The organism is Candidatus Babeliales bacterium, assembly GCA_035944115.1.
GTDB lineage: Bacteria > Babelota > Babeliae > Babelales > Vermiphilaceae > DASZBJ01.
The window spans coordinates 79,613-106,547 of the sequence record DASZBJ010000045.1; the positions used below are offsets into that span (position 1 = coordinate 79,613).

Consider the following 26,935-nt stretch of genomic DNA (forward strand, 5'->3'; position numbering starts at 1 on the left):
AATAATGTATGCAATTATATAAATTTGGTCTTTTTCTCGTTTTTGTAATTTTGGTCTTTACGTATGACACGCGTGCTATTGCCACTGCCCCCTCTCTTTTCATGCAACTTATAAAAAAAATAGTGCGCCCATATTTGGCACATGTGGATCATTCTGAGGAGCCATCTGTTATGCTTGCCCCTCAGATGAACGCTGAATTACGCCTACGTTTGGCTCAAGTGCAACAGTCTGAAAGGAACATCGAGTCCCTGCAACATGAACTGGTACGAAGTCTGGACATCCACCAATCCATGCAAAGAAGAGTCCTGGCCTTCTCTCAACGACAGACTCGTCATGGCTCATAAAAGCCGTTAAGAATGATTGCAAATATTAAAAAGAATACTAGAATGTAACCGTTTTATTATTTAGCTACCCTGTTACAAGAGAAGCGTTATGGAAAAAACAGTACCTATCTTTGCTAGCTTATTCTTCCTACTCAGTCTCTTTATCTCCTCAACAATAATAACAGCTGCCGATGACGCGAATCATCTAGATCCACTCTCATCAATCAAGACACAAGAAGAGCAAAAAGAGCTTGTGCCTTCAATGGTTGCATTATACAGTGAACGTCAACAGGCTGCAGCGGTATTGAGAAAGCATATGACCAGCTTCACACTTCTAAAGAATCGTGCCAATGAAGCCCGCTTACAAACAGAAGAACTCTATAGAGCTGCTGCTAGAGCAGATAAAGAGTATAGAGACCTTACAGCAAAATGTCTGAACCAAAAGGCAATAATAGAACCATTGATTCAGGAGTATGAAACGTTAAGTAACTTCTCTAAAGCAAACGAAAAGGACCGCATAAGTCTTGTACTAACAGCACATAGACGTGAACTGGCAGAGCTACAAAATAAAAATAATGATAGACCAAAGCCCTTAGCATGGCAACGCGCGCAAAATGTTCTCATTCATATGCACAAACGTCATCTAGTAAATTCTGCGCGGGCAACATTAGAATCATTTGGGCAAACTCATATTGCAAAACAAAAAAAAATCGCGCTCGATCATGCTGCACAGCAAGCCGCTGCTGCACCTAAACCGGGGTTACTTTCGAAATTGCTCGGTTATCAATAACTATATAGCCAAGGAGCAACTCATATCGACAATCTGTTTTACCGCATTACATAAAGGTGTATTATGAAAACAACAGCACAATCAATTTCATTTTTTGTCCTTTGCCTAACACTCACGCACTGGGCATCGCCAAAAAATACTATAAACGGACGCCTTACAAGGCAGCTACAAGTGACAGAGCTGTCGATACGTGCACTGCAAGATGCAAAACGCGCTGCCCTAGATAGCAATACCCCTTTTACGCAAACAACTCAGTTGCAAAGCCTTCGTAATGAAAGGCATCGACTTTCAGGTGCCCTACGCAAGGCTGGTGAATCCCATGTTGCTATCTCTCGTCTCAAGAGATAAAGCAAAACTAGAAAAACCAACAACTTCCCCTTAAACTCTTGATACTTTGGTGACCACACCTACTCCAGAACCTACTACTTGGTAGGAGAGCGTATTTAAAAAAATTCGCTCATTTCATTATTTTTTAGACACGCTTTTCTTTTCACTATTAACTCTATCAATCAGTACCACCCGTATTATCATTGAGTTTATATCCCAAGCATCCCATAATACCCTCTCTTATACGTCATATTACCCTCAAAGCTTTAATACCCTGTCAAAATGCAAAAAAGCTATTTATTTTACGCAACATTCATGCTATAGTCCTTGGACCATTAAAACTAAAAAATAATAGACAAAATAAGCCTTTACTGTAATCATTTTATAAACAAGAAATAACCAAACGCTCTCAGAACCATAAAGAAATGAATAAACAAACAGATTCGCCTCTTCCTAATTCGTTTTTTAGCTGTATAAAATGGGCCTATGCCCCCTATAAAACATGGATAGCCTTTTTTATATTATGTGCAGGAATTGCCGGCCTTTACTACGTCGTTTACTCATACCTTCTTAAACTCATTGTTGATTCTTTAAATGGCGCTTATACCGGTTCATCACTCACCACTACATTACTACTACCTACAATCTTATTTGTTCTGAACTATACGATTTATGACTTATCTTGGAAATCTACTCTCTATATTCATCTGAAAATTTCCCCCTTAATCAAAAATAAATTAATCAGTGCGCTCGTCAGCTACGTACATCAGCAGCCATACAGCTTTTCACAAAAAAACCCATCTGGTTCCATCGCTCATAAAATCAATATTCTGGTTGATAACATAGAGAAAATATCATATGAACCAACACGATTATTAATTCGTGGCAGCGTACAACTTATTACTGCAGTTATCTCTACTGGTTTATTTAATATCGTATTCTCACTCGGTCTTCTTATCTGGCCGCTATTATTTATCTCAATCAGCCTTCACTTTTCTAATAAAATCAAAAAACTGTCCCGCGCATACGCTGATGCCTACACCACCACATCAGGTATCATTGTCGATAGTCTTGCCAACACAAACAGTGTGCGTATTTTTGCCAGACGTGAATTTGAACAAAATAACCTTACCCATTTTTTAAATAATCTTAAAGAGCGGTTCCGCACCAAAGAATATTACTTACTCAAATATACCGTCTGCCAAGGGCTGTCGGTCATAGCACTACTTACTTTCACACTCTTTTTCTTAGTACGATTAAAATCTCAAAATTTGTTAACTGTTGGTGATTTTATTTTCATACTTACCTTAATTCTTGATGTTGCAGATAATCTCTGGTCTCTCACTGAGCAAATAGATATTATTAACGATTCGATTGGTAAATGTAATCAAAGTTTACATGCATTACTCACACCGCTAGAGATTCAAGATGAACAGAATGCGCTACCATTACACATCACCAACGGCAAAATAGAATTTAATCATGTTTTTTTTGAATATGATGCAACGTTACCATTATTCAAAGATATCAATATTCTTATACCACCAGGGCATAAATTGGGACTCGTTGGATATTCAGGTAGTGGTAAATCAACATTTGCCCATTTATTACTACGCCTTTTTGATACCACTTCGGGGTCAATTGTAATTGATAATCAAAGCATCAAAACTGTCACCCAAGATTCTCTCCGGGCAAATATTGGTATGATTCTCCAAGATTTATCTTTGCTTAACAGAAGCATTATGGAAAACATACGATATGGTAACCCTAATGCTACTGACGATGAAGTGATAGATGTAGCAAAAAAAGTCGCTGCGCATGATTTTATTATAAAATTACCAAATGGATACGATACTATTGTCGGTGAACATGGCAACAAATTATCCGGTGGACAAAGGCAACGTATTCTTATTGCCCGTGTAATCCTTAAAAATGCTCCTATTTTAATTTTAGATGAAGCTACTTCTCAACTTGACTCACTCTCAGAAATTGAGATTAAAAAAATACTTTGGACATTCATGGAACAAAAAACCACTATTGTTATAGCGCACAGATTATTAACATTACTCCATATGGATCGTATCCTAGTTTTTCAAAAAGGGGCTATTGTTGGTGATGGCACCCATCAAGAATTGCTTGAAAATTGCCCATTGTATAAAACCATGTGGGAAACTCAAATTAATGGCTTTTTACCAGAAAAAATCATATCACCAACCACAAACACCTAACTTCACAATCTGCTATGCAAACTCTCTATAACGCTACGGCGCAATTTAACGACTTTCTTACAACCAATTTAAATGAGGCCCAAACAGCTGCAGTTACCCATACCGATGGATCTCTTTTGATTATCGCGGGAGCTGGATCTGGAAAAACGCGTATCATCACCGCTCGAATTGCACACTTAATATTGAATCATGATGTTCCTCCTCATGAAATCGTTGCGCTAACCTTTACCAATAAAGCTGCGCAAGAGATGAAGGAACGTATCATGCATTTTTTACAATCAGACCGCCAACTGCCATTCATCGGTACATTCCATTCATACTGCGTCTATCTTTTAAAAAGATATCCCGCATATGCAAGCACTCCTTTTTTTTCCATTCTCGATGAAGATGATCAAAAAAAAATAATTACCGGGATTATAGCACGCAGCAACCTGACTAAACAAACAAACGTAAAAACAGTTTTATATCAGATTTCACGCATCAAAAACAGATTAATTCGCCCCAGCGACTTACAGGATTTTTATGATCATGATCCACTTCTTGCACGGATGTATCATGCGTACGAGCAAGAACGCATAGCGAGTAAGTGCTTTGATTTTGATGACTTACTTCTTGAAGGACTAAAATTATTTAACAACAGCGAATTCAGAGAAATGTTTCAACAAAACATTCGCCATATTCTTGTTGATGAGTATCAAGATACCAACGTAGTACAACATGAGCTCCTACAACGCATGGCAAAAAACTGCGAAAAACAGTTTACTGTACAATCAATTTGCGTAGTCGGCGATGAGGATCAATCCATTTATTCCTGGCGAGGCGCGACGGTTACCAATATTGTCAATTTTAAGAATGATTTTCCTAATACAACTACTATAAAAATTGAACAAAACTATCGTTCGGTACAACCGATTCTTCATGTAGCAAACGCAGTGATTCAACATAATACAATACGTAATCCCAAAAAACTGTGGTCAGATCGTACCGCTCAAGATCGCATACGGACAATAACCTGTTTGTCTGAACTACATGAAGGTGATGCCCTTGCACAATTTTTACTCGTAACCACAAAAAAAGATCCTGAAACGCGAGCCGCAATTTTATACCGAACGCACTTTCAATCCCGTGCCATTGAAGAAGCGCTCATTAAAAATTCCATTCCCTATAAAATAATCGGCGGAACTCAATTTTATGAACGTAAAGAGATTAAAGATTTACTCGCATATCTCCGCTTACTCATAAATCCATTTGATCGTCCCTCTTTTTTCCGTGTTGTTAATTGCCCATTACGCGGACTGGGAACTAAATTTGAAGAGATTTTTTACGAACGTTGGCACCAACAGCCATTTCTTACATTCACCGATCTAGCATATGCCCTGATTCATGACAAAGAAGTCACCCAAATAAAACAATCTGCTCTCACTGATTTTATACAGATTTTTGCTACTGCTCCGTTACAACAATCTCCGAGCATTATCCTCAATCATATTATCAATAAAACACAGTATATTGCGTATCTCAAAAAAACGTACGAATTACAAGAAGCTCAAGAACGAATTGATAACATTACTGAGCTCATTAACGCAGTGAAACATTTTGAATCTATTGGTACCAATACCATTGAGTTATTTCTTAATGAAGTTGCTTTAATGAGTGATCTGCAAAAAAAACAGGATGCTCATGCAAATCCGGTATTAATGATGACCATTCATGCAGCCAAAGGGCTTGAATTTGATACAGTAATTATGCCTGGCCTTGAAGAAAATCTCTTTCCTAGCTCGCGATCCATTTTTGAAAATGAAACATTAGAAGAGGAACGACGCCTCTTTTATGTTGGTATTACCCGGGCTCGAGAACGATTATTAGTATCACATTGCCGTTATCGATATACCTATGGACAGATGACGGATCAGCTCCCATCACGATTTCTTGATGAACTACCAAAACAGTATGTTTTACAACAAAACTGTTCTCAGAGCCGTCCGCCAGAAATAAAGATATTCTTTTCACAATGGTTAAATGTACAAGACAGTAGCGCTCCGCAATCACCAATACTCACCTTTGGAACGGCATCTAAAAGCAACCAAAAAACAACATCCACTGCAACCTCAACAGGCATATGGCAAAAGCATCAGCCCATTAAACATGCAAAATTTGGTGTTGGAATCGTTCAAGAAGTAGAACATCGTGCCGATCGTTCATACATCATTACCGTAAAATTCAAAACGGAAACGAAAAAAATAAACGCACAATTTTTAGAGAAGATATGAAAATAGGAGATGACTCTTGGGCTATCTCCTTTTATTTTTTAAAAGCTGTAAACACAACCAAGGGTAAGACCTTGCAGATATATAGTTCCTCCAGAAAACAGATTCGCCTCTAATAATATTTTCTGTTCAAACCCAAGGTATGTATCTATAGAGCAACGACACCAATCTTTTGCATATCCAAAACCGCAAAAAAACCCTAATGTAGATACAGGCACAATGCGCCACTGATCAGACTTAACGGTTCCGCTTAATGCATCAAATCCTTCTAAACAAGCCTTTCCCCTAGATTGAGTGCAAATAATTGAGCTTGCAAGACCAGCGCGTAAAGAGAATCCATGCCCTAAATACCTATCACTTGACCAGCCAAATTTAACACCTCCTCCTTTTAAAGTGCCTTCCAGATTAGCAACAACGCGTGCATTATCAGTATCACCACTTATATACGCGTGCTGATCCACAATGAGCGCTTCCAATCCTATAGATGCTGTATTAGTGACCTTACCTGATATACATTGCTCCCACACGAAATCGAGATTTGCACACTCTATTTTCCCTCGCCACTGCATATGAGCTTGTCTAAATAACATCTGATTATTACTAATAAAAGACAATATAGGAAAGCCAATACCAAGAAAAACTATTGATGGCTGGGGACACCAGCGATTGAAATCTGCACATACTGGTATATGCGTAAAGCTCGCCTCTATTTGTAGATTTGCCCGAGGACATGTATATGCTGCAACAACTTTATATCCATTAGTAGCCCTAAATCGTGGCCGCAGAGTATCAACAAGCTCTGCCTTGTTACTCGCAGCATCTGTTACAAAAAGTTCTGCCCCCAAATCCATTCTATGTGATTCTAATCGCCAAAACTTCCAATCTGCTCCGACAGATAAAGTTCCCCACGAATGCTTGTTATCGTTATATATCGGCCTTACATCACAAAACAGATCATTCTGAGATGGCACAACAGTGTTTACAATCCCAAGAAATGCGTTGGCAACCAAAAATATTTTTTTCATCATATGCTCTTAGTTTTATATGTTAAAATTTTAGATGTACTATCTTTAGCAGGGATTTCATATTTTAACAATAAAAAAGTAGCCTATGAAGGCTACTTTTTAAAAACTATTTAAAAAAATATAATTATTCAGCTTCTACATTCTCAAATAAATTTGTCGCAAATGATGCTTGCTTAAATTCAAGCGGTGCCGCAAGCGTACGTCCTTTAAATAGAAAACCATTTTCATCTTTAAGCATTACAGCAACATCTGCATTTTCATCCAGTTTAAGATCTTTTCCTACTACTTTACCATTGGGTAATCGAACTCCGACTCCGGGTGTAATAAAATATCCTTTATGGGTATATACAATCATATATTCTTGTCGAGATATCTTAGGATTTTGCTGCAAATATGGTCCATCCCATTTATCTGGATAAGCCAAATTCATTGAACCCACCTCTGACCCAACAAACCCATTTTTCTTAATTTGCAAAAAATTAATTCTATTTTTTTGATAATCAAAACTAATAACATGACAAGATTCATCAATGCGCTTAAATATCCCAACCAGCGCCTCAACATCTTCTGCAATCAAATATCCAACATCTGATCGTGATCGATATAATCCATCTACAACAAATATAATGCAGACTAAAAAAATCACGCCAATAATTATTAGTGATGTCCCGTTATATGAAAAAAAACTGTTTTTCGATTTAAAAGACGAAGATCGATTGGACATATTATTCTCCTTTACAACTGTTGATTAATACATCTCTGCACCCTACTATAACCAACAAACATAAAAGAAGAGTTCTCTGTAATTAACAATAAAAACAGTATCATCTAAAAATAATCAACTTTGATCGCATGACGAACTTGATGCATCGTTTCTGATGCAACAGCCTGGACTTTTTCTGTTCCTGTTTTCAAAATCTCCATTACAAAGTCAATATTGTGCGAAAATTCGGTTCTGCGCTTACGGATTGGATCAAGAAAATTATTGAGTACATCAATTAAATATCGCTTGATTTTTACGTCACCAAGCCCACCGCGTTGGTAATGCTCTTTAAGCTCACGCACTCTCTCAACATCTGAATCAAACACATCTAAATAACAAAATACTGTATTACCTTCAACCTTACCTGGATCTTCTACACGAATATGATTTGGATCCGTATACATACTCATCACTTTTTTCGCGACTATATCAGAATCATCTGATAAAAAAATCGCATTGCCCAACGATTTACCCATTTTTGCAGCACCATCTGTGCCAACCAACCGATCTACTTTTGCAATTAAAGGTTCTGCCTCCACCAACACGTCGGTATTATAAATACGATTGAAGGTACGCACAATTTCATTAGTTTGTTCAATCATAGGCAGTTGATCTGCGCCAACAGGAACCACACTGCCTTTAACAATGGTAATATCCGCTGCTTGATGTACCGGATACATCAAAAATCCCGCTGGTAATGATTCACCAAATCCTTTTTGTTGTATCTCTGTTTTCACGGTAGGATTTCGCTTGAGACGGCTCACTGTAACCAAATTCAAATAAATAATAGTAAGTTCAGCAATTTGTGGAATCATCGATTGAATAAAAATCGTCGTTTTTTGTGGATCAATACCAACTGCTAAATAATCCAAAACAACTTCAACCACATTATTTCGCACCTTTTCCGGATTTGCAAAATTATCAGTCATTGCTTGTAAATCAGCAAGCATCACGTATTGCGTATACTGATCTTGCAACATCACACGATTACTCAACGAACCAACATAATGACCTAAATGCAATGGACCTGTCGGCCTATCACCAGTTAAAACAATCTTATTCTGTTGCATATTATTCCTTACCAATCATATTCATCTATTGCAGTAGTGTAACCGCTTGATACTGCTTATTCAAGCAATTTACACAGTTTTCTAGACCTAAAAGATAATTTTTTGAAATGCTCATATATGACATATATATTATTATAATCTTTACGGAGGGTGTAATGGCTATACAAGGAACAACGTTACAGCTTATACCTACATTTTTCATTTGGCGGGACCTAATCGAAATTATTTTTTTCACCAGCATTATTTACGCTATCTCTTTGTGGCTCAAAAATGATCTTCATAAAAATTTACTTGGCTATTTTTATCTTTATTGTGGATGCTTTTTTGTAACAAATATCGCATCGCTACCAACCATCAACTGTTTTCTTTTAATGTGTGCTCCGATAGCGCTATTACTTTTTATTATTTTCCACCAATTTACGTTGCAAAAAAACTTCGTCGCATTACGTAATATTATCCCAATAACAGAAAAAAAATCCCATTGGCTTGAAACCGTTATACAAGCTTGCTTAATCAACATAAACAGAAATAAAGAAATAACCTGTATAATCGAGCACACGGATAGCTTAGAAAACATGATCAATACGCCATTACAATTTCATGCTGATATTTCTAATGAACTTATGCAACTACTTATTAACAGCAACTCTTTTGATCAAACTCAAATGCTCTGGCTCACATCAACCGGTAAAATTGTTGGTATAAACGGACAATGGAAAGCAACACCACAGACAGAAACGCATGGCGCGAAAAAATCAACCAGCTGGATAGAAGATACAATCTTATATAGCGAAAAAACAGATGCAATAATTATTAAAATATCTCCTATGCAACATACATTCACTATCATCACTCATGGAACTGTATATCATCATGTAACCCCATCTAACACCATTACATTTATTACCAAACAAATCAGTACTCACTCATCCTCTTACAAAAAAGGAGAAACTGCACATGCTCACACACCTCAAACAGCTAAAAAACAACCTGCTGCACAACGCATTCATTAAACTATGTTCATGCATTATTGGGTATGGCATCTGGTCTACACTCAGCAACTGGTACCCGATTGATATATCATTATCAGTACCACTTTGCTTTTACGGCTCAGATAAAACAATTACTGCTCCTGAAACCATACAAGTGCTGCTGCGCGGCAAGCGAACCACCATTGCTACTATTGATCAAACAACTATCGCATTACACATAAACGGCGACTCGCTCCATGCTGGCCCAAATCAAATAACGGTAGAAAATAATAATTTATTTCTACCAAGCAATATACATGTGGTAAGCTATAAACCTGCAAACCTAACTATTTTTGTCGCTAATAATACACCTATTACAGAAGGTCTTACACAACAATTATGATAAAAGAATTAAGAAAACAACTTTCTCTTATAATCCATTATACTTGGTCAATATTTTTAAATGGTTTATTTACCTTGTTACCGATTACACTTACGATTGCCGTGTTTAATTTTTCATTACGCTTGCTTAAAAATTGGGTTGCGCCTATCAATCGTCTACAGCTACCTATATTAACCTGGACCCCCCATGCAGATGTTATACTTGTTATCATTTTGATATTTTTAACTGGTATCATACTACGATTATTTATTATTCGTTCTATTATACATGCCTTTGAAAAACTTCTCCTACGCATCCCCTTCATCCGACCATTATATTCCGGAATCAAACAACTCGTATTTGCGTTTGATCCTAAAAATAACATGAGCTTTAAAAAAATTGTGATCGTTCAATTCCCACGACCAGGAATTTATAGTATTGGATTTATGACTGGAGAATTCCCAACGCAGTTCATACCTAATACAGAAGTACCATTTGTTAACGTATTTATTCCTACTACCCCAAATCCTACAAGCGGTTTTTTAGTAGTTGTACCTATGTCAGATATTACGGTGCTTACTATCACTCATCAAGAAGCGATGGCGCTCATTATGTCCGGTGGCATTATACAACCAAAACACTTTGAACAAAAATAACCATACACAAAATGTCCCCAGTATTCTTAAGGATTTTACTGAGTATGAATTGCTAAACCAACAGCCTTCTCTTTCTCCATTAAGATGGCATTATGTATAGCTTCTTCTACTAGTACAATTTCAGGGGAGCCTGCAACTGATGGCATTGTTCCGCTTTTTTGAGCGATTTGTATGGCAGCAGTGAGTTTTTTATGTGCAGCTACATATGCTGCATATAAAAAAGCCAAACATTTTTTAATAAGTATTGCCTCTACTATGTGTGCAGCTGCACCCCGCGCTATTGTCTTGGAGGGCATTGCTTCTATTTTATGCGCAAGGTCAGATACAACCGCCTGTATATTAGTGGTCATTTGGGCAAGGCGCTCATGTCCTGCATCTCTATCAATAATACACATGATGTTAACACTACACAGTTCATATAACACCTTACCCAAATACCACGCAGCATTCGATATGCACTGGGTCAGTTTACCTATCGTTTCTATAGGGTGATCAAATGCATACACCGTGTTATATATACCATCACACATCCCTTGTGCTATACCAATAGTACATTCTAAAAAGCTCCAACAACAATCGGTTAATAGCAGCGCCTGTTTAACATGCCCTGCATGATTATATTCTGCCGAAACTGACGCTAAATCGCCGATTGCATTGGTAAAGAAAGTAAGAGATGGATTATGTACGTGCTCATATTCATACCTAATCACTACCGCCTGATCCAAAATCGTAATCATTTCTTGATGCAAGCATTGTTGGATTGTCGAGCCCTCACATTCCCTAAAAAGATCTATATTCAGACCACGATCTTGTAAAAAAGCATCCTGCTGTGATGATATATTGTACGTTTTTATATCGAACTGATAGTTGTTGCTTTCTGACTGTATAATCGCTGCATCACGCATAGCAAAGCGATCTGCTTGTGCATGGGTATCACACCTACCTAATCCAACTGCAAGAGCATACTCATCTGCACAGTCACGCATATATTCTGCATAGAAATGCAAATGTTGTTGAACCTGCGCACGCATTTCTTGCTCCGCTTTATTTCTACGCGCTATCTGCAATTGTTCGTATTTTGTACGTTCCGCTTCTTTGTGCTTAACCTGCGTACATAATGACTCTATAACTGCAGGAAACGCTTCATCTAAATAACCAGGAAACTTTTTCCACCATCTGTCATTGCGATGCTTATCATCACAATGAACACGATTATATAACTGCTTTATAAATGGTTCATATTCAGACAATGTTTTTATATATGAACGAAAGCCATCAAATTGATACAAATGATATTCCGATAAAATCGCTTCTTGATCGGAATATGACAATGACATGGTGGAATCATCTACCCGCTGACATCTTTTAATAATTTTCTGGGCTTCATTTTTAAAATCTTCTTGACCCCATTCTTGATATCGCTGAACAAACTGTTTTTCTACTCTTTTTTTTGCTATATATCCTTGTATGTTTGTAAGTATAAAAGATGCTAATTCAACAAGATTCACTCCAATAGAGAAATTACCAAATACCGCTGAAAGCACTCCATTATTTAGCTGTAACTTACTCTTTTTTTCTGGCGGAGGCTCTGATAAAAAAGCATGCACGCTATCTTTTAATCCAACATTATTGCTAACCGGAGACATATTTAACGCATTCCGTTTTGCAACAGAATCTATGGAAGGTACTCTTTCAGAAGGCTGTTCAGGAGATACTATTTGACGGGTCATTCTTTCTGTCACGACACAAGCCAAGACGCAGTAAGGAGGAGCTATTCTCCCCTCTACATATTGCCTTTCTATATACAAATAAAATAGATCTATCGTTACCTCATGAGACATAACCTCCTGCGGTGCCATACCAAAACTATCGGCATATAGAAAAAAGAACATAAAAAAATAAAGACAAAACCTCATCGGAGCCCCCTTGTTCATAGTACCCTAACTTTTTTCCGGAACATGCTTCATCATTGGGCATACTACCAAAAATGGCTTTAGAAATTCAAAGGTCTATAAAATAGGTTAATGAAACAAAAAATCTCCGTTTGTCGTGACGAACAATGGGTGGTTATTCGGGAAATTATGCGCCGTAAGACACGACACAATAGATTATTTTTTATATTGGATTCATTTTATATAGTTTTATTGTCTGGATAGCCACGCCGCTAACGGCGGCTTCCGTCTTCGTTAAAACTTCGCCGGACAGGCTGCTACAACGATCGGAGGTTTCTTGTTCTTGATGATTTTTTTAATCTGACAAGAATTTTCGGTCAAGCTCTCAAACAAAAAACTTTGAATAAAAGAGATCAAGAGATCCTTCGTCTGCCCCATTTTTCACATTACAATCGATGCTGTATATCGCTGCATGTGCATCACGCAACTGACCATAGGTATGCAAACTCCAATCTCGTTGGATGAAAGAAAAAGGTAAGCGAAACGATATTTTTTTAGCATCAGCATGCTTCCGCTGTTTCATACATTGTACATAACAAGAGGCGCGAAACAACTGTTCAGACCAAAACAGTATCCAAAACACCGTTGAGTACTCCTTACGTATGACGCTCCACAACGCAAAAAATTTCTTGTCATCCTTTGCAAAAAAATACTGACTTAGCGTAAATAATGATTTTTCAGAATAAACTAAAAGACCTAACCACTCATTAATAAATACCTGCTTATTGCGACCCGCAAGACGTGCATAACGCATGCAAACATACACTTGATCAAGCGTTACAACGGTAAGCCGCGCATACAATGCTTCTAAAACAGGAATACACAATCGCGCTTCCTCATAATTATCTATATTTAATAATGCAACAGCAGTTTTTTTATCAATCCCTTCTGCAACGGAGATGGTAATACCATTAATCATCGACTCTAAAGCAACAGTACTATAGAAAATCAACGTATGCGGACCTGTATAGTGCATTAAAAATGTTACCCATTTTTTCTTGCGCGCACCATCAAGAGTATCAATATCACCCAGCCAATACACGCCACGCATACCCAAAAATGTCGTTTGGAATGCCATAGCAATCTCTACATCAGATTGCGCATCAAAATCAAAAAAGCGTACCAAAACATCAGTACGCTTTTTAACACGTTCAAATAATGCTGAAAAAAATAGTAATGGATATTGAGGAGAACAAAACTGTACTACTGAAAAGCGCTCAAGAAAAGAGCGCTCCTGGATATTAGTAAAGAAAGTAGCAATATCCATATATGCTACTACGTATTCATAAATCGGTTTTTTAAACTAAATAACGGAACCGATTCTTTTTTTTCTAATGCACCATCGCTATTTAAATAGGCAAATAGATCATTGATACCTTTTTCAGAAACTGCACGTATCTTTGAAAAGTCTTCCCAAGAAATAGGTGCTTGTTCTGCCGTACCCTGCACTTCAATAATGCCGCCTGAACCATTAATGACAAAATTAAAGTCCGCATCAACGGTACTATCTTCCTGATAATTCAAATCAAGCAACACAGAGCCTTTTATAATACCTGCAGAAACTGCTGCTACTCTATCACGAATAATATTACCAGGTACTAACTTAGATTTAAGCCAGCGGCTTGCCGCAATTGAAAGCGCCATAGAAGCTCCAGTAATACACGCAGTACGAGTACCACCATCGGCTTGTAGCACATCACAATCAATTGTAATTGTCTGTTCACCCAACATCTCAAGATCAACAATAGAACGCAATGCGCGTCCAATTAATCGGGAAATTTCAACAGCTCGACCATTACGAGTTACTGCAGAAAAATCACGCATTGTACGGTTTCCAGTTGCTGTTGGCAACATCGCATACTCAGCAGTTAACCAACCAGTTTTTTTACCCTTAAGAAACGGGGGAACACCATATGATCTACTTACCGCACAATGAACTTTTGTATTACCTGCTTCAAACAAAACCGATGCATCACTATATCCATACACATCATAATATGCACGCATTGGGCGCAACTGATCTGAACGGCGCCCATCTATTCTTTGAATCATTGTATTAAGCCTACGCGCTTTATAAATATTCGAAAATTTTATTTATTACTTTACCATGCGAAGACGAATTTTACCGGTTGCCGCATCATAATCGACAACTTCAACTTTGACTACGTCATCGTTTTTAAAATCGCGATCAAACGTTTTTTGTTGTTCGCGTGGGATGTTAGAAACATGGACCAATCCATCAAGACCGGGTACTAATTCTACAAACATACCAAACTCAACAATACGTCTTACCTTACCGTTCCACACACTACCGATTTCTACCTGACCTGCAAGCGTTTTAACCCAATTAACAGCAGCATCTTGATCTGCATCCGGTCCACCAAAAATCTTAACCAATCCGTCTGCTTCAATATCAATTTTAGTACCTGTTTTTTCGGTGATTTCACGAATCGTTTTACCGCCAGTACCAATAATTGCACCAATTTTATCTGGATTAATTTTGAAACTAATCAATTTTGGTACCAAATCAGATAATGTTGCATTTGGTTTGGTCATCACTTTTTGCATTTCGCCAAGGATATGCAATCTGCCTGTACGTGCTTGTTCAAGCGCAACAACAAATACCTCACGAGATAAACCACCTTTATATTTGATATCCATCTGAATAGCAGTTATACCGTCTTGAGTACCAGTCACTTTAAAATCCATGAGCCCATATTCATCTTCAAAGCCGGTCATATCAGATAAAACACGGAAGTCCCCTGCTTTATTCATCAATAACCCCATAGCAATACCGCTTACCATTTTTTTAATCGGTACACCTGCCTGCATCAACGCCATCGTTGAGCCGCACGTGGTTGCCATAGATGTAGAGCCATCAGATTCTAACATGTCAGCAACGATACGAATTGTGTACGGAAAATCTTCTTTTGAAGGAAGCATTTTGCTAATTGCTGATGCCGCCAAATAACCATGTCCAACTTCTCTACGACCTGGACCACGAACCGGACGAACTTCACCAACCGAAAATGGTGGAAAATTATAATGCAACATAAACCGACCATCTACAGTCGCAGCATTATCCATTAAACCTTCAAATTTTTGCTCATCTTGGCCACCACCAAGCGTAGTGCTTACCAACGCCTGCGTGCTACCACGAGTAAACAATGCAGATCCATGAGTAAATGGTAACAAACCAACAGCTACGGTAATTGGCCGCACTAAATCAAACTGTCGATCATCTACCCGTTTACCCAAAATAAACATAAGCTCTGTAACTTTATCTTTAAGCATTTGCCCAAAAACATATTCCAAAGCTTTTGATGAGATCTTAACCTCTGCAGCCTCTGTTTCATACTGCGTTAAGAAATCTTTTTTCAAATCAGCGATATGCTGATTACGTTCTGTTTTATCTGTTTTATATACTCCACGAACTTTGTCATCCGTTAAGTATGTGTCTGCACGTTGTGTCCAGTCATTCCAATCAAAGAATTTAGTTGCAGGAGTAATCGTTTTACCGATTTCTTTCTGAATCTCTTTTTGCCATACAACCAATCTTTTAATCTGTTCATGTGCTAAAAACAGTGCATCAATAAATTCTTGTTCAGAAATTTCGTTTGCATTACCTTCAACCATGTTGATACCTTCTTCGGTACCAGCGATGGACAATGTAACATCCGCTCGTTGCGAATCCGTATAGGGCGGATTTACTACCCATTTACCATCAACACGGCATACCTCAACCGCACCAATCGGTCCCATGAAAGGGATATCGGAAATGGTCAAAGCCAAAGAAGCTGCAACTAACGACATAACATTAGGCGCATGTTCTTTATCTACAGAATATACCGTAGCGAGAACCTGCACTTGATCAAAGAAATCATACGAAAATAGGGGACGAATTGCCCGATCAATCAAACGACTTGTAAGTACTTCTTTATCAGAAGGCCTTCCTTCACGCTTATAATATCCTCCAGGTATCTTTCCTGCTGCTGAATAATTTTCACGATAATCTACAGAAAGTGGTAAAAATCCAGGAAAATCCTTGGATTCAGCTGAACAAGCTGTTACCAGGACAATGGTTCCGCCGCGTTTTAACCACACTGCGCCATTTGCCTGTTTGGCCACTCTGCCAATCTCTACCTCATACCCAAAATCTTCTAAACGAAAGTTCTTTATCATTAAATCAACCTATTTCCGCGTGTGTCCAAGTGACACATTATTATTTTTTTAATCCTAATCGTCCAATTACATCTTTATAGCTAGGCTCATTAGTTCTTTGCAAGTATTTTCCTAATGAACGTCGTTGAGCAATAAGCATCAAAAGAGTTCTCTTGCATGAAAAATCTTTTTTATTACGCTGCAAATGACCTGTTAACAGCGTAATGCGACCGGTAAGGGTAGCTATTTGTACTGCTGTAGATCCGGTATCATTACTATGCATACCAAAATCTTTTCTGATCTGTTCCATCTGTTCTTTATTTAAAACCATTAAAATAACCCTTATCAAATCTATACTATACTATAGTTATACACTAATATCCAAATCTATACAACGCATATATTTGGTAGGCGCGAGCGGGATTGAACCGCTGACCCCTGCCACGTCAAGGCAGTGCTCTACCACTAAGCTACGCGCCTATAAATCATCATCCTCATCATCTTCATCTCTATCATTGACTTCTAACATCTCTTCTTTTCGAGCTTGTCGTTCAATCTTTGATATGTCATTACCTAAATATTTCTTTCTGAATGACTCAATACCAGTACCTGCAGGAATTAATTTACCTACTATAACGTTTTCTTTAAGTCCATACAGATGATCTACGTTACCAACCATTGCCGCTTCAGCTAAAATTCTTGTTGTTTCTTGGAATGATGCTGCTGAAATATAGCTTTCTGTTCCCAATGAAGCCTGAGTAATACCCATCAACACCGGTTTTGCAGTTGCAACTTTTTTGCCTTCAGCTTTTAATAACGCATTCACCATCTTGAAATGCACGCGATCAACTCGATCACCAATCAAGAAATCAGTATCTCCAGAATCAATGATACGTACTTTTCTAAACATTTGACGCGCAATCAACTCAATGTGTTTATCGTTAATATCAATACCTTGTAAACGATAAATCTTTTGAATCTGATCAACAATATATCGTTGCGCTAAATTCGGCCCCTGAATACGTAACATGTCATGAAGCACCGGTGATCCAACAGTTAATTGATCTCCTGCAACAACCTGATCTCCATTAAGTACATTCAGCTGCTGTCCTCGCGCTACAAAATAGTCAAAGGTGTTTGCACCAGCAACAACCGATATTTTACGTAATCCACGATGTAAACCACCAAATACAACTTCTCCTGAAATATCTGCAAGAATTGCCGGATTTTTTGGCATACGCGCTTCAAATAACTCTGCGATACGTGGTAAACCACCCGTAATATCTTTTGATTTTGAAACTTCGCGAGGAGTCTTAATAAGCACATCACCTGGTTCAACCATCTGTCCGTTTTCAACGTTCAAATATGATCCAATTGATAAATAATAATGCGCCTCTTCATCACCCGCTTTATTTAAAACTGATAATGCTGGTTGATACTTCTCGTTCTTATGCTCTAACAAAATACGATTCGATTTTCCGGTTGTATCATCAAAACGATCCTGTACAGTAATGTTTTCAACAAGGTCAACATACTCTATTTTTCCCGCTTTTTCAGTTAAAACAACCTTACTACTTGGATCCCACTCAACAAGTTTTGTACCAACTTGAACAGCTTGTCCTTCTTCTACATGTAATACAGATCCGTATTCAACATAATGATTTTGCAGTTCACGTCCGTCAGGAGAAATGATAATAACGAATGCTTTTCTGCTCAATACGATAATTTCACCATGACGATTCTTAATCGTACGAACACCCCTAAATTGAATGACTCCATCTTTTTTAGCAACAAAGTACGGCTTTTCTGTCAAACCACTCGCAATACCCCCAACGTGGAAGGTTTTCATAGTAAGCTGGGTACCTGGTTCACCAATTGATTGAGCTGCAATAACTCCGACGGTTGTGCCAATGTCTACAATTTTACCAGTCGACAAATCACATCCAAAACATATTGCACAAACACCGCGTTTTGCCTGACACGTTAACACAGAACGCACGACTACTTTTGCTACTGCAGAATCAGCTAAACGATCGACTTCCTTACGAGTAATGAACTCTCCGGCTTTGAACAGCAACTCTCCAGAAACTGGATCATTAACATCCGCAGCAAACACTCGTCCAAAAACACGATTAGAAAATGGCACAATGATATCACCAGCCTCTTTCAGATCTTCTACTTCGATATATCCCAATGTTTTGCAGTCAGACATAGTAACAACTACATCTTGCGCAACGTCAACTAATCGACGTGTCAAATATCCAGAGTTTGCAGTTTTAAGTGCAGTATCCGCCTGTCCTTTACGAGCACCGTGCGTAGAAATAAAGTATTCAAACACACTAAGGCCATCTTTAAAGTTAGACTTAACCGGGGTTTCCATAATCTCGCCATTCGGCTTAGACATCATACCCCGCATACCCACAAGCTGTTTAATCTGATCTTTAGAACCTCGCGCTCCAGAATCTAACATCATGAAAACAGGATTATATGGAGCAAAACTCTTATCTTTATTTTCAAATGCTTGTTCGTTTTGTTCTTCTAATTCACGGGTCATTTCAGCTGCAACGTCAGCTGTTGCATGTCCCCAAATACTTAAAATTTTATTATAGCGCTCACCATTGGTAATCGCACCATCCATATACAATGATTCTGTTTTTTCAACATCTTTTTCTGCGGTTCGAACAATTTCATCTTTCTTATGCGGTACCAACAAATCTCTCAAGGAAATCGATATACCCGCAATAGTAGAATGATAAAAACCAAGACGTTTTATACCATCTAAAAATGTTACTGTTTTTCTAGAACCGAATGTATAATACACTTTATTAACTAACCACCCAAGATCACTTACTTTCATAACCTTGTTAGTCCAGTCAAACTCAGCCCCCTCAGGAAGTACCGTATATAGCAATACACGACCAGCCGTGGTTTTTACAATGCTTCTGTCTGACAGGCGTAAGTTAATACGTGCATGAATATGTATCATTTTACACTGATATGCAGATACTACTTCATTAATACTTGAGAAGGTAATACCTTCACCCAATGCACCAATGCGTGATTTCGTCATATAATGCAGTCCGAGAACCATATCCTGTGATGGAACCGTAACTGGACGACCATTCGATGCAGAAAGAATATTATTTGTAGAAAGCACCAACCGTCGACACTCTTCTTGTGCACGCCCACTCAATGGAAGATGCACTGACATTGTATCACCATCAAAATCCGCGTTAAATGCAGAACAAACTAATGGATGCACTTTAATCGCTTTACCGTCAACCAAGATTGGATAAAACGCCTGAATACCAAGTCTGTGCAACGTCGGAGCACGGTTGAGAAGCACCGGTCTATCTTTTACCACATCTTCTAAAACGTCCCAAATCTCTGGCGCCAACTCTTCAACCATACGCTTTGCAACACGTAAATTACTTGCAAGCTCTCGCTCAAGCAACCCAGCATACACATACGACTTAAAAATTTCTAAGGCCATTACTTTTGGAATACCACAATAATCCATATTCAATTCGGGATCAACAACAATTACCGAACGCCCAGAATAATCAACACGGCGACCAAGTAAGTTTTGTCTAAACCGTCCTTGCTTACCACGTAGCATCTCACTCAGTGACTTCAGTGGACGACGATTCGATCCGCGTACTGGCTGCCCACGACGACCATTATCAATCAACGCATCTACAGATTCCTGTAACATACGTTTTTCATTTTTAACAATAACTGAAGGCGCTTCAATCTCATAAAGACGCTGTAATCGAATATTACGATTGAGCACACGGCGATACAACTCATTCAAATCAGAACTTGCAAAGCGTCCACCTTCTAAAGGCACTAATGGACGTAAATCTGGTGGTAATACCGGCAATACATCCAAAATCATCCATGATGGTTTTAGATTCGCCTGCAGTAACCCTGCAAAGACTTTAAGACGACGCATAATTTTATGACGCACGCCAACGGACTGAGTTTTACTATATTCTTTTTCAAGATTAAAAATTTCTAACTTAATATCTATTTGATCAAGAAGAATCTTAATTACTTCTGCACCAATGCCTGCAGAAAAAGAACTATCGTCCAAATGCGTATCTACATAATTGCTATACTCAGTATTGCTCAACAATGTTTTACGTGGATATGGAGAACTGCCTTGATCAACAACAATATATGCATCAAAGTAAATAACTCGCTCTAAATCTTTTGCAGACATATCTAAAATTAAACCAAGATAACTTGGAATTCCTTTTAAATACCAAATATGGCAAACAGGAGCAACTAATTCAATATGGCCCATACGTTCACGACGCACACGGGATTGAATCACCTCAACGCCACACTTTTCACACGTAACGCCACGATGCTTCATACGCTTATATTTACCGCAGTTACATTCCCAATCCTTTACAGGACCAAATATACGCGCGCAAAACAGGCCATCTTTTTCAGGCTTAAGCGTTCGATAGTTTATCGTTTCAATCTTCTTTACTTCGCCATATGACAAAGATCGAATTTTTTTAGAAGATGCTAAGCTAATTCGTATCGAATTAAATTGTGTAATATGAAGATACTCACGAAAACGGTCTAACATTCTATTATTCATCGATCTTCTCCTTATCCGCCTTGAACAAGTCCACCTGTAACCCCAAACTTTGAAGCTCTTTGATTAATACATTAAACGACTCTGGAACACCTGGTTCTGGAATTTCATCACCTCGTACAATCGCTTCATATACTTTATGTCGACCAGTCACATCATCTGATTTATAGGTCAACATTTCTTGCAATGTATATGCCGCACCATACGCTTCTAATGCCCAAACTTCCATTTCTCCCAAACGCTGACCACCTTCTTGAGCTTTACCACCCAATGGCTGCTGCGTCACTAGTGAGTATGGTCCAACAGACCGAGCATGCAACTTATCATCAACCATATGATCTAATTTCATAATATAAATAACACCAACTGATACTGGCTGATCAAAATAATCTCCAGTTCGACCATCTCGCACTCTAAATGTACCAGACTCCGGCAAGTCAAGCGTATTTAATAACGGTTTAATATCAGTATCATAGCCTGCACCATCAAACACCGGAGTTGAGAATAAAACACCTTCTCGCGCTGTCTTACGTGCAAGGTCCATTAAACCTTCTTTACCATACTGTTTTTCATAGGCATCAATAAGCTCTGCCCCAAAACATTGTTCTAATGCCTGCTGCACAATCGCAAACCCTTGGGTTTCTAATTGTTGCTGTAAGCGCTCACCCAATGCTCTACCGGCAAATCCGAGTACTGTTTCCAAAATCTGTCCAACGTTCATACGAGAAGGAACACCTAATGGGTTAAGTACTATATCTACTGGAGTACCATCTTCTAGATATGGCATATCTTCACGAGGAACGATGGTAGATACCACACCTTTATTTCCGTGACGACCAGCGATTTTATCACCAATTGAAACTGCACGTTTCATAGCAATGTACACCTTAACCATCTTAATAACACCAGATGGCAGCGGATCACCCTTTTTCAAGTTATTGATTCGCTCTTCTTTGAGTCCGGATAATACACGCACCTGATTATCATAAAAATCTTTAATCTGTTGAATTGCTTCTATAGAAGCTTTATCGTGCGCTTTAAGAGCAAAAATAACATCTATTGGCTGATTTAATAATTTAGAGCGATCGTATACACCATCTTCAACAACATCATGACTTACTTTAGCAGGACACTTTTTACCATCTAACACATCGATGATTTTCCCACACACCATTTTTACTAATAAATCAGAATGCCCTTGAAAATCTCTGTCTATTTTTTCTATCTGCTTTGTAACTTCTTGCTTATATCGCTTGTCACGTCTTACACCACTACGAGAGAAAATCTTAACATCTACAACTGTTCCTTCAACCCCAGGCGGTACACACAATGATGTATCGCGAACTTCACGAGATTTTTCTCCAAAGATCGCACGCAATAATTTCTCTTCAGGAGAATATTGAATATCTCCTTTTAAGGTCACTTTACCGACAAGAACATCCCCCGTTTTTACTCGAGTACCAACGCGCACAATACCATCTTCATCAAGCCCTGCTAACAATGCGTCGCTCACATTTGGGATATCACGAGTAATTTCTTCAGGACCAAGTTTAGTATCACGAGCATCAGCAACAAACTCTTCGATATGCACAGAAGTCAACACGTCATCAGAAACTAAACGTTTATTAACAACGATAGCATCCTCAAAGTTATAACCATGCCATGGCATAAATGCTACTAATAAATTCGAACCTAATGCCAATTCACCATTATTAATTGCAGGTCCGTTTGAAAGCACATCACCTACATTTACTACATCGCCAGGCTTTACAATTGGCGTATGATGAATCCAAGTACTATAACTTGAACGTTCAAACTTTCTTAAATGATAGGTATCAATTCCTAATGCAAACCAATCTTCCATACGCGAAAATTCTTGTTCATGCGCACGGATAATAATTTTCTCAGATGAAACGTATTCAACAACACCTGCACGTCGCGCCATAATTACACCGCCGGATGCTTTAGCAATCTCTTGCTCCATACCCGTTCCTACAATAGGTGCCTGCATTTTAATTAATGGAACAGCCTGACGTTGCATGTTTGCACCCATAAGAGCTCGAGTCGCGTCATCATGCTCTAAAAATGGAATTAATGCTGACGATACAGATACCAACTGTTTCGGTGACAAATCTATATATTTAATAGTTTCTGCATCTGCATATAAAAAGTTACCTTGATGTCGTGCAAAAATTTTACCAGGATTAATTATTTTATTATCTTCACTCGCTTCGACTTGAGCGATAGCGTACTCTTCTTCTTGGAACGCATCCAAAAAGACCACTTCATCTTCAATAACTTTATTCGTAACTTTTCTATACGCTGTTTCAATAAATCCAAGATGATTTACCGTAGCATAGGTTGCCAAAGAAGAAATCAAACCAACTGTCTGACCTTCAGGTGTTTCAATCGGACAGATACGTCCATAATGCGATGTATGCACGTCACGAATTTCATACGTTGCACGATCTTTCAGTACACCTCCGGGCCCGAGAGCAGACAACCGTCTCTTATGCGCGATTTCAGCAAGCGGATTCGTTTGGTCCATAAATTGTGATAACTGACCTAATCCAAAAAACTCACGTAAAACAGCGCTCAATGGTTTCACATTAAGGAAATCTTGTGGCATCAATGCACTATGCACTTCTTGCATTCTAAATCGCTCACGAATAATTCGCTCAACACGCAAAAAGCCAAGATACATCTGGTTGCTCAACAATTCTCCAACCAATCGCACACGTCTATTACCCAAATGATCAATATCATCCAATTCTCCCTCGCCAAGCTCTTTGAGATTAACAAGGTACCGAATCGTTGCAACAATATCTTCCTGAGTAAGCACTAATTGATCTTCAGGAGTATTAAGCCCCAATTTACTGTTCATACGAACACGACCAACTTGGGTTAAATCGTAAAACCTACTATTGAAAAATAAATTATCAAATCGTTCTTTAACTTCTTTTAATGTCGAACTATCCCCTGGCCATACCTTTGCATGTAAATCTTTTAACGCATCATCCTGCGTCATGCAACGATCCTGTCCAAGCGTCATCGCCATTGTCGGTTGATACACATATCCAGCAGACTGAATTAATTGAAATTCAATTAATTTAAAATACTTAATATGATCATAATGATCTTGTGTAAACACCTGACCCTGCTCAACAAGAATCTCTCCCGTCTCAGGATCAATTAAATCTTTCCCCATCACCCTATTAATGACGTTCGCAACACGCAACGACAGTTCCGTAATATCTGCTTTAATAAAACGACTCACCATATCTTTGGTAACTCGTTTTCCTAAATACTTTAATTCTAAATCAGCAGGTAACATTCCCTTTTCAATACGCTGACCAATTAAAGCATCAGTAACCGGAATAAAAAACTCTCCCTTTTTACATACAACCGTATCAAAATTGTAAAAGAGAGGAACAATTGCGTCGCGCTCAATACCAAGCGCCTGTAAGAATGTAGTAACTAATATCTTTTTCTTTTTATCTATACGAACATATAAATAATCATTACTATCAAATTCAAAATCAAGCCAAGAACCACGCATTGGAATAATACGTGCTAAATAATACGGCTTACCACCAAAATCTTTTACTTTTTTACTTTGCGAGAAAACAACACCCGGAGAACGATGCAACTGTGTTACAATAACACGATCAACACCATTAATTAAGAATGTGCCTAAATTTCCCAACCGGTACTGATCTTGATTTTCATACAAATCAGCCATAACAGGAAGATCTACAAAGAAAATCTCCTGCTCTTTAATATCATGTATTACTCTATTTTGTGCTTCATCAAGGTCCCAATTGATCAACTGAATGCGGATCTTAAGTGGCAAAGAGAAGGTCTGACCACTCGCTCTACATTCGCCAAGGGACATCGGCATTTTAATAATAACGCGCGATAAGCAGTTAGAACACCCTTTATAACGAGCTGCAGCTTTTGCACAAAATTTGCATGTTCCGTCTTTATCAAGACGGGAACATGCAGATTTTTTACAAGAAGAACAATTCCATTGGTAACGGTTAGCAATCCCCGTTAGTTTTCCACAAGAACAGGCCCAGTTCCCCAATTCATAACTTACATACTCAAGCGATAATTTATCGTTATAATCGATAGGAAAAATATCACGTAAAACTTTTTCTAACCCAATCAGCTGACGCTCTTCAGGTAGAAAATCTAATTGAACAAAATCATTAAATGATTTTGATTGGATCTCAATGAGATTAGGAACAGGAACAATCCCTCTAATCTTTTCAAAAGATTTACGCAAAACACCCTTGCTAATATGCAAGTTAGACATTAAGTTGCTCCCCGCTATATGAAAACAAACAGATTACTTCCATTCAATCTACGTATGTAGACCCCAACAATCAACTGAAAATCAATACAACTTCTTTTATGAAAGTTGTACTTTCGCTCCAGCTGCATCCAATGCTTCTTTAATTTTTTGAGCGTCATCTTTTGCAGCAGACTCAGCAATAACTGACGGAGCTTCTTCAACAACTTTTTTAGCATCTGTTAAGCTCAATTGAGTAACTTGCTTAAGCGCTTTAATCACTTTGATTTTATCAGCACCAACATCTTGCAATGTTACTTTATAAGAAGATTTTTCTTCTGCTGCCACTGGAGCTGCCGCTGCTGCAGGAGCTGCTGCTGCCGCTACTGGCATAGCCGCTGAAACACCAAATTTAGTTTCTAACGCTTTTACCAGGTCAGACAACTCTAAAACTGACATATTGCTTATTTCTTCAATCATTTTTTCATATGATTTTGATGCCATAGCATTCTCCAAACCAATTAAATTAAAAAATTACACTTAAACTATGATGACATTACACACAACCATCCACTAACGTACCTTAAGACTGTTTTTGATCACCAATCTGTTTCAATACAAATAAAAGCCTTAAAGTAAGCATGTTCAAAACTTGAACTAGGTTCACAATTGGCATGTTTAATGTACCACACAATTGAGCTCGTAACACATCCTTTGATGGAAGCGACGCCATACGAACAACAGATCCCGCATCAAGGACATCTGCATCCAAACAGCACGCAACAATATTTAATGCTGCATTTTTCTTTGAAAATTCATGCAACACTTTTGCAATTACAGGTGGTTCTTCACTTGTAAAAACTATACCGATTTGCTCTTTACAAAATGGCAACAAATCATGTCCTTTTTGGACATTACCAATCGCCAGCCTTAAAAGCCTCGCTTTTGCTATTTTTAACTTACCACCATTTTGACGTAATTCTCTACGCAAGTCTTCCATTTGCTTAACGTTCAACTTCTGAACGTTAACAAGAAACGATGCCGCGCTTTTAGAAAAATTACCCTGTAGATAGTCTACAACTTCAACTTTTTGTTGACGATTCATTGTATATAC

The 26,935-nt window shown here is 38.2% G+C and carries 20 protein-coding genes and 1 tRNA gene; 8 read left to right on the forward strand and 13 right to left on the reverse strand.

All coding sequences use genetic code 11. From position 1 onward, the window contains the following. The first annotated feature begins 8 nt into the window (after positions 1-8). The 5 genes from VGT41_05380 (at position 9) to VGT41_05400 (ending at position 5,938) form a co-directional block, all read left to right on the forward strand. Positions 9-344, forward strand: coding sequence for a hypothetical protein (locus VGT41_05380; GenBank protein ID HEV2601705.1), 336 nt, complete (start codon positions 9-11; stop codon positions 342-344). 88 nt (positions 345-432) lie between these two features. Beyond that, on the forward strand, positions 433-1,113 hold the full coding sequence (locus VGT41_05385; GenBank protein ID HEV2601706.1) for a hypothetical protein: 681 nt from the start codon (positions 433-435) through the stop codon (positions 1,111-1,113). Between the two features lie 63 nt (positions 1,114-1,176). Beyond that, entirely contained in the window at positions 1,177-1,461 is a 285-nt protein-coding gene (locus VGT41_05390; protein HEV2601707.1) for a hypothetical protein, read from the forward strand. A 404-nt stretch (positions 1,462-1,865) separates the two neighbouring features. Then, positions 1,866-3,668 (forward strand): ABC transporter ATP-binding protein, encoded by a 1,803-nt coding sequence (locus VGT41_05395; GenBank protein HEV2601708.1) that lies wholly within the window; start codon positions 1,866-1,868, stop codon positions 3,666-3,668. Positions 3,669-3,682: 14 nt separating this feature from the next. After that, complete coding sequence (locus VGT41_05400) at positions 3,683-5,938, forward strand: UvrD-helicase domain-containing protein (GenBank protein HEV2601709.1); 2,256 nt, start codon at positions 3,683-3,685, stop codon at positions 5,936-5,938. A 38-nt stretch (positions 5,939-5,976) separates the two neighbouring features. Here the strand turns inward: VGT41_05400 and VGT41_05405 are convergent, their stop codons facing one another. The 3 genes from VGT41_05405 to trpS form a co-directional block, all read right to left on the reverse strand. Beyond that, a complete protein-coding gene (locus VGT41_05405) occupies positions 5,977-6,960 on the reverse strand; it encodes a hypothetical protein (GenBank protein ID HEV2601710.1) in 984 nt (327 codons plus the stop codon). Between the two features lie 124 nt (positions 6,961-7,084). Then, on the reverse strand, positions 7,085-7,684 hold the full coding sequence (locus VGT41_05410) for a hypothetical protein (protein HEV2601711.1): 600 nt from the start codon (positions 7,682-7,684) through the stop codon (positions 7,085-7,087). Positions 7,685-7,788: 104 nt separating this feature from the next. Continuing rightward, positions 7,789-8,793 (reverse strand): tryptophan--tRNA ligase, encoded by a 1,005-nt coding sequence (trpS, locus tag VGT41_05415; protein HEV2601712.1) that lies wholly within the window; start codon positions 8,791-8,793, stop codon positions 7,789-7,791. 155 nt (positions 8,794-8,948) lie between these two features. Between trpS and VGT41_05420 the strand changes: the two genes are divergently transcribed. The 3 genes from VGT41_05420 to VGT41_05430 are packed head-to-tail and all read left to right on the forward strand — an operon-like array spanning position 8,949 to position 10,802. Further along, entirely contained in the window at positions 8,949-9,806 is an 858-nt protein-coding gene (locus VGT41_05420) for a hypothetical protein (GenBank protein HEV2601713.1), read from the forward strand. Continuing rightward, on the forward strand, positions 9,751-10,167 hold the full coding sequence (locus tag VGT41_05425) for a hypothetical protein (protein HEV2601714.1): 417 nt from the start codon (positions 9,751-9,753) through the stop codon (positions 10,165-10,167). Before VGT41_05420 ends, VGT41_05425 begins: the two co-directional genes overlap by 56 nt. Continuing rightward, positions 10,164-10,802: a DUF502 domain-containing protein gene (locus VGT41_05430; protein ID HEV2601715.1), complete on the forward strand. Its 639-nt coding sequence runs from the start codon at positions 10,164-10,166 to the stop codon at positions 10,800-10,802. Before VGT41_05425 ends, VGT41_05430 begins: the two co-directional genes overlap by 4 nt. Positions 10,803-10,837: 35 nt before the next feature. Here the strand turns inward: VGT41_05430 and VGT41_05435 are convergent, their stop codons facing one another. From VGT41_05435 to rplJ, 10 genes are all read right to left on the reverse strand, one after another. Next, a complete protein-coding gene (locus tag VGT41_05435; protein ID HEV2601716.1) occupies positions 10,838-12,718 on the reverse strand; it encodes a hypothetical protein in 1,881 nt (626 codons plus the stop codon). 361 nt (positions 12,719-13,079) lie between these two features. Further along, positions 13,080-14,021 carry a hypothetical protein gene (locus tag VGT41_05440; protein HEV2601717.1) on the reverse strand — a complete coding sequence of 314 codons (942 nt, stop codon included), beginning with the start codon at positions 14,019-14,021 and terminating at the stop codon, positions 13,080-13,082. Positions 14,022-14,029: 8 nt separating this feature from the next. Next, a complete protein-coding gene (rph, locus tag VGT41_05445; GenBank protein HEV2601718.1) occupies positions 14,030-14,806 on the reverse strand; it encodes a ribonuclease PH in 777 nt (258 codons plus the stop codon). A gap of 45 nt (positions 14,807-14,851) precedes the next feature. Then, complete coding sequence (pnp, locus tag VGT41_05450) at positions 14,852-16,936, reverse strand: polyribonucleotide nucleotidyltransferase (GenBank protein HEV2601719.1); 2,085 nt, start codon at positions 16,934-16,936, stop codon at positions 14,852-14,854. 40 nt (positions 16,937-16,976) lie between these two features. Beyond that, positions 16,977-17,246 carry a 30S ribosomal protein S15 gene (rpsO, locus tag VGT41_05455; GenBank protein ID HEV2601720.1) on the reverse strand — a complete coding sequence of 90 codons (270 nt, stop codon included), beginning with the start codon at positions 17,244-17,246 and terminating at the stop codon, positions 16,977-16,979. 74 nt (positions 17,247-17,320) lie between these two features. Continuing rightward, a tRNA-Val gene (locus tag VGT41_05460) sits at positions 17,321-17,395 on the reverse strand. Next, a complete protein-coding gene (gene rpoC / locus VGT41_05465; protein HEV2601721.1) occupies positions 17,394-21,530 on the reverse strand; it encodes a DNA-directed RNA polymerase subunit beta' in 4,137 nt (1,378 codons plus the stop codon). The genes VGT41_05460 and rpoC overlap by 2 nt, the downstream gene beginning before the upstream one ends. Next, positions 21,523-25,845: a DNA-directed RNA polymerase subunit beta gene (gene rpoB / locus VGT41_05470; protein ID HEV2601722.1), complete on the reverse strand. Its 4,323-nt coding sequence runs from the start codon at positions 25,843-25,845 to the stop codon at positions 21,523-21,525. Before rpoB ends, rpoC begins: the two co-directional genes overlap by 8 nt. A gap of 96 nt (positions 25,846-25,941) precedes the next feature. Then, a complete protein-coding gene (rplL, locus tag VGT41_05475; GenBank protein ID HEV2601723.1) occupies positions 25,942-26,325 on the reverse strand; it encodes a 50S ribosomal protein L7/L12 in 384 nt (127 codons plus the stop codon). A gap of 79 nt (positions 26,326-26,404) precedes the next feature. Continuing rightward, complete coding sequence (rplJ, locus tag VGT41_05480; protein ID HEV2601724.1) at positions 26,405-26,926, reverse strand: 50S ribosomal protein L10; 522 nt, start codon at positions 26,924-26,926, stop codon at positions 26,405-26,407. Positions 26,927-26,935 lie beyond the last annotated feature (9 nt).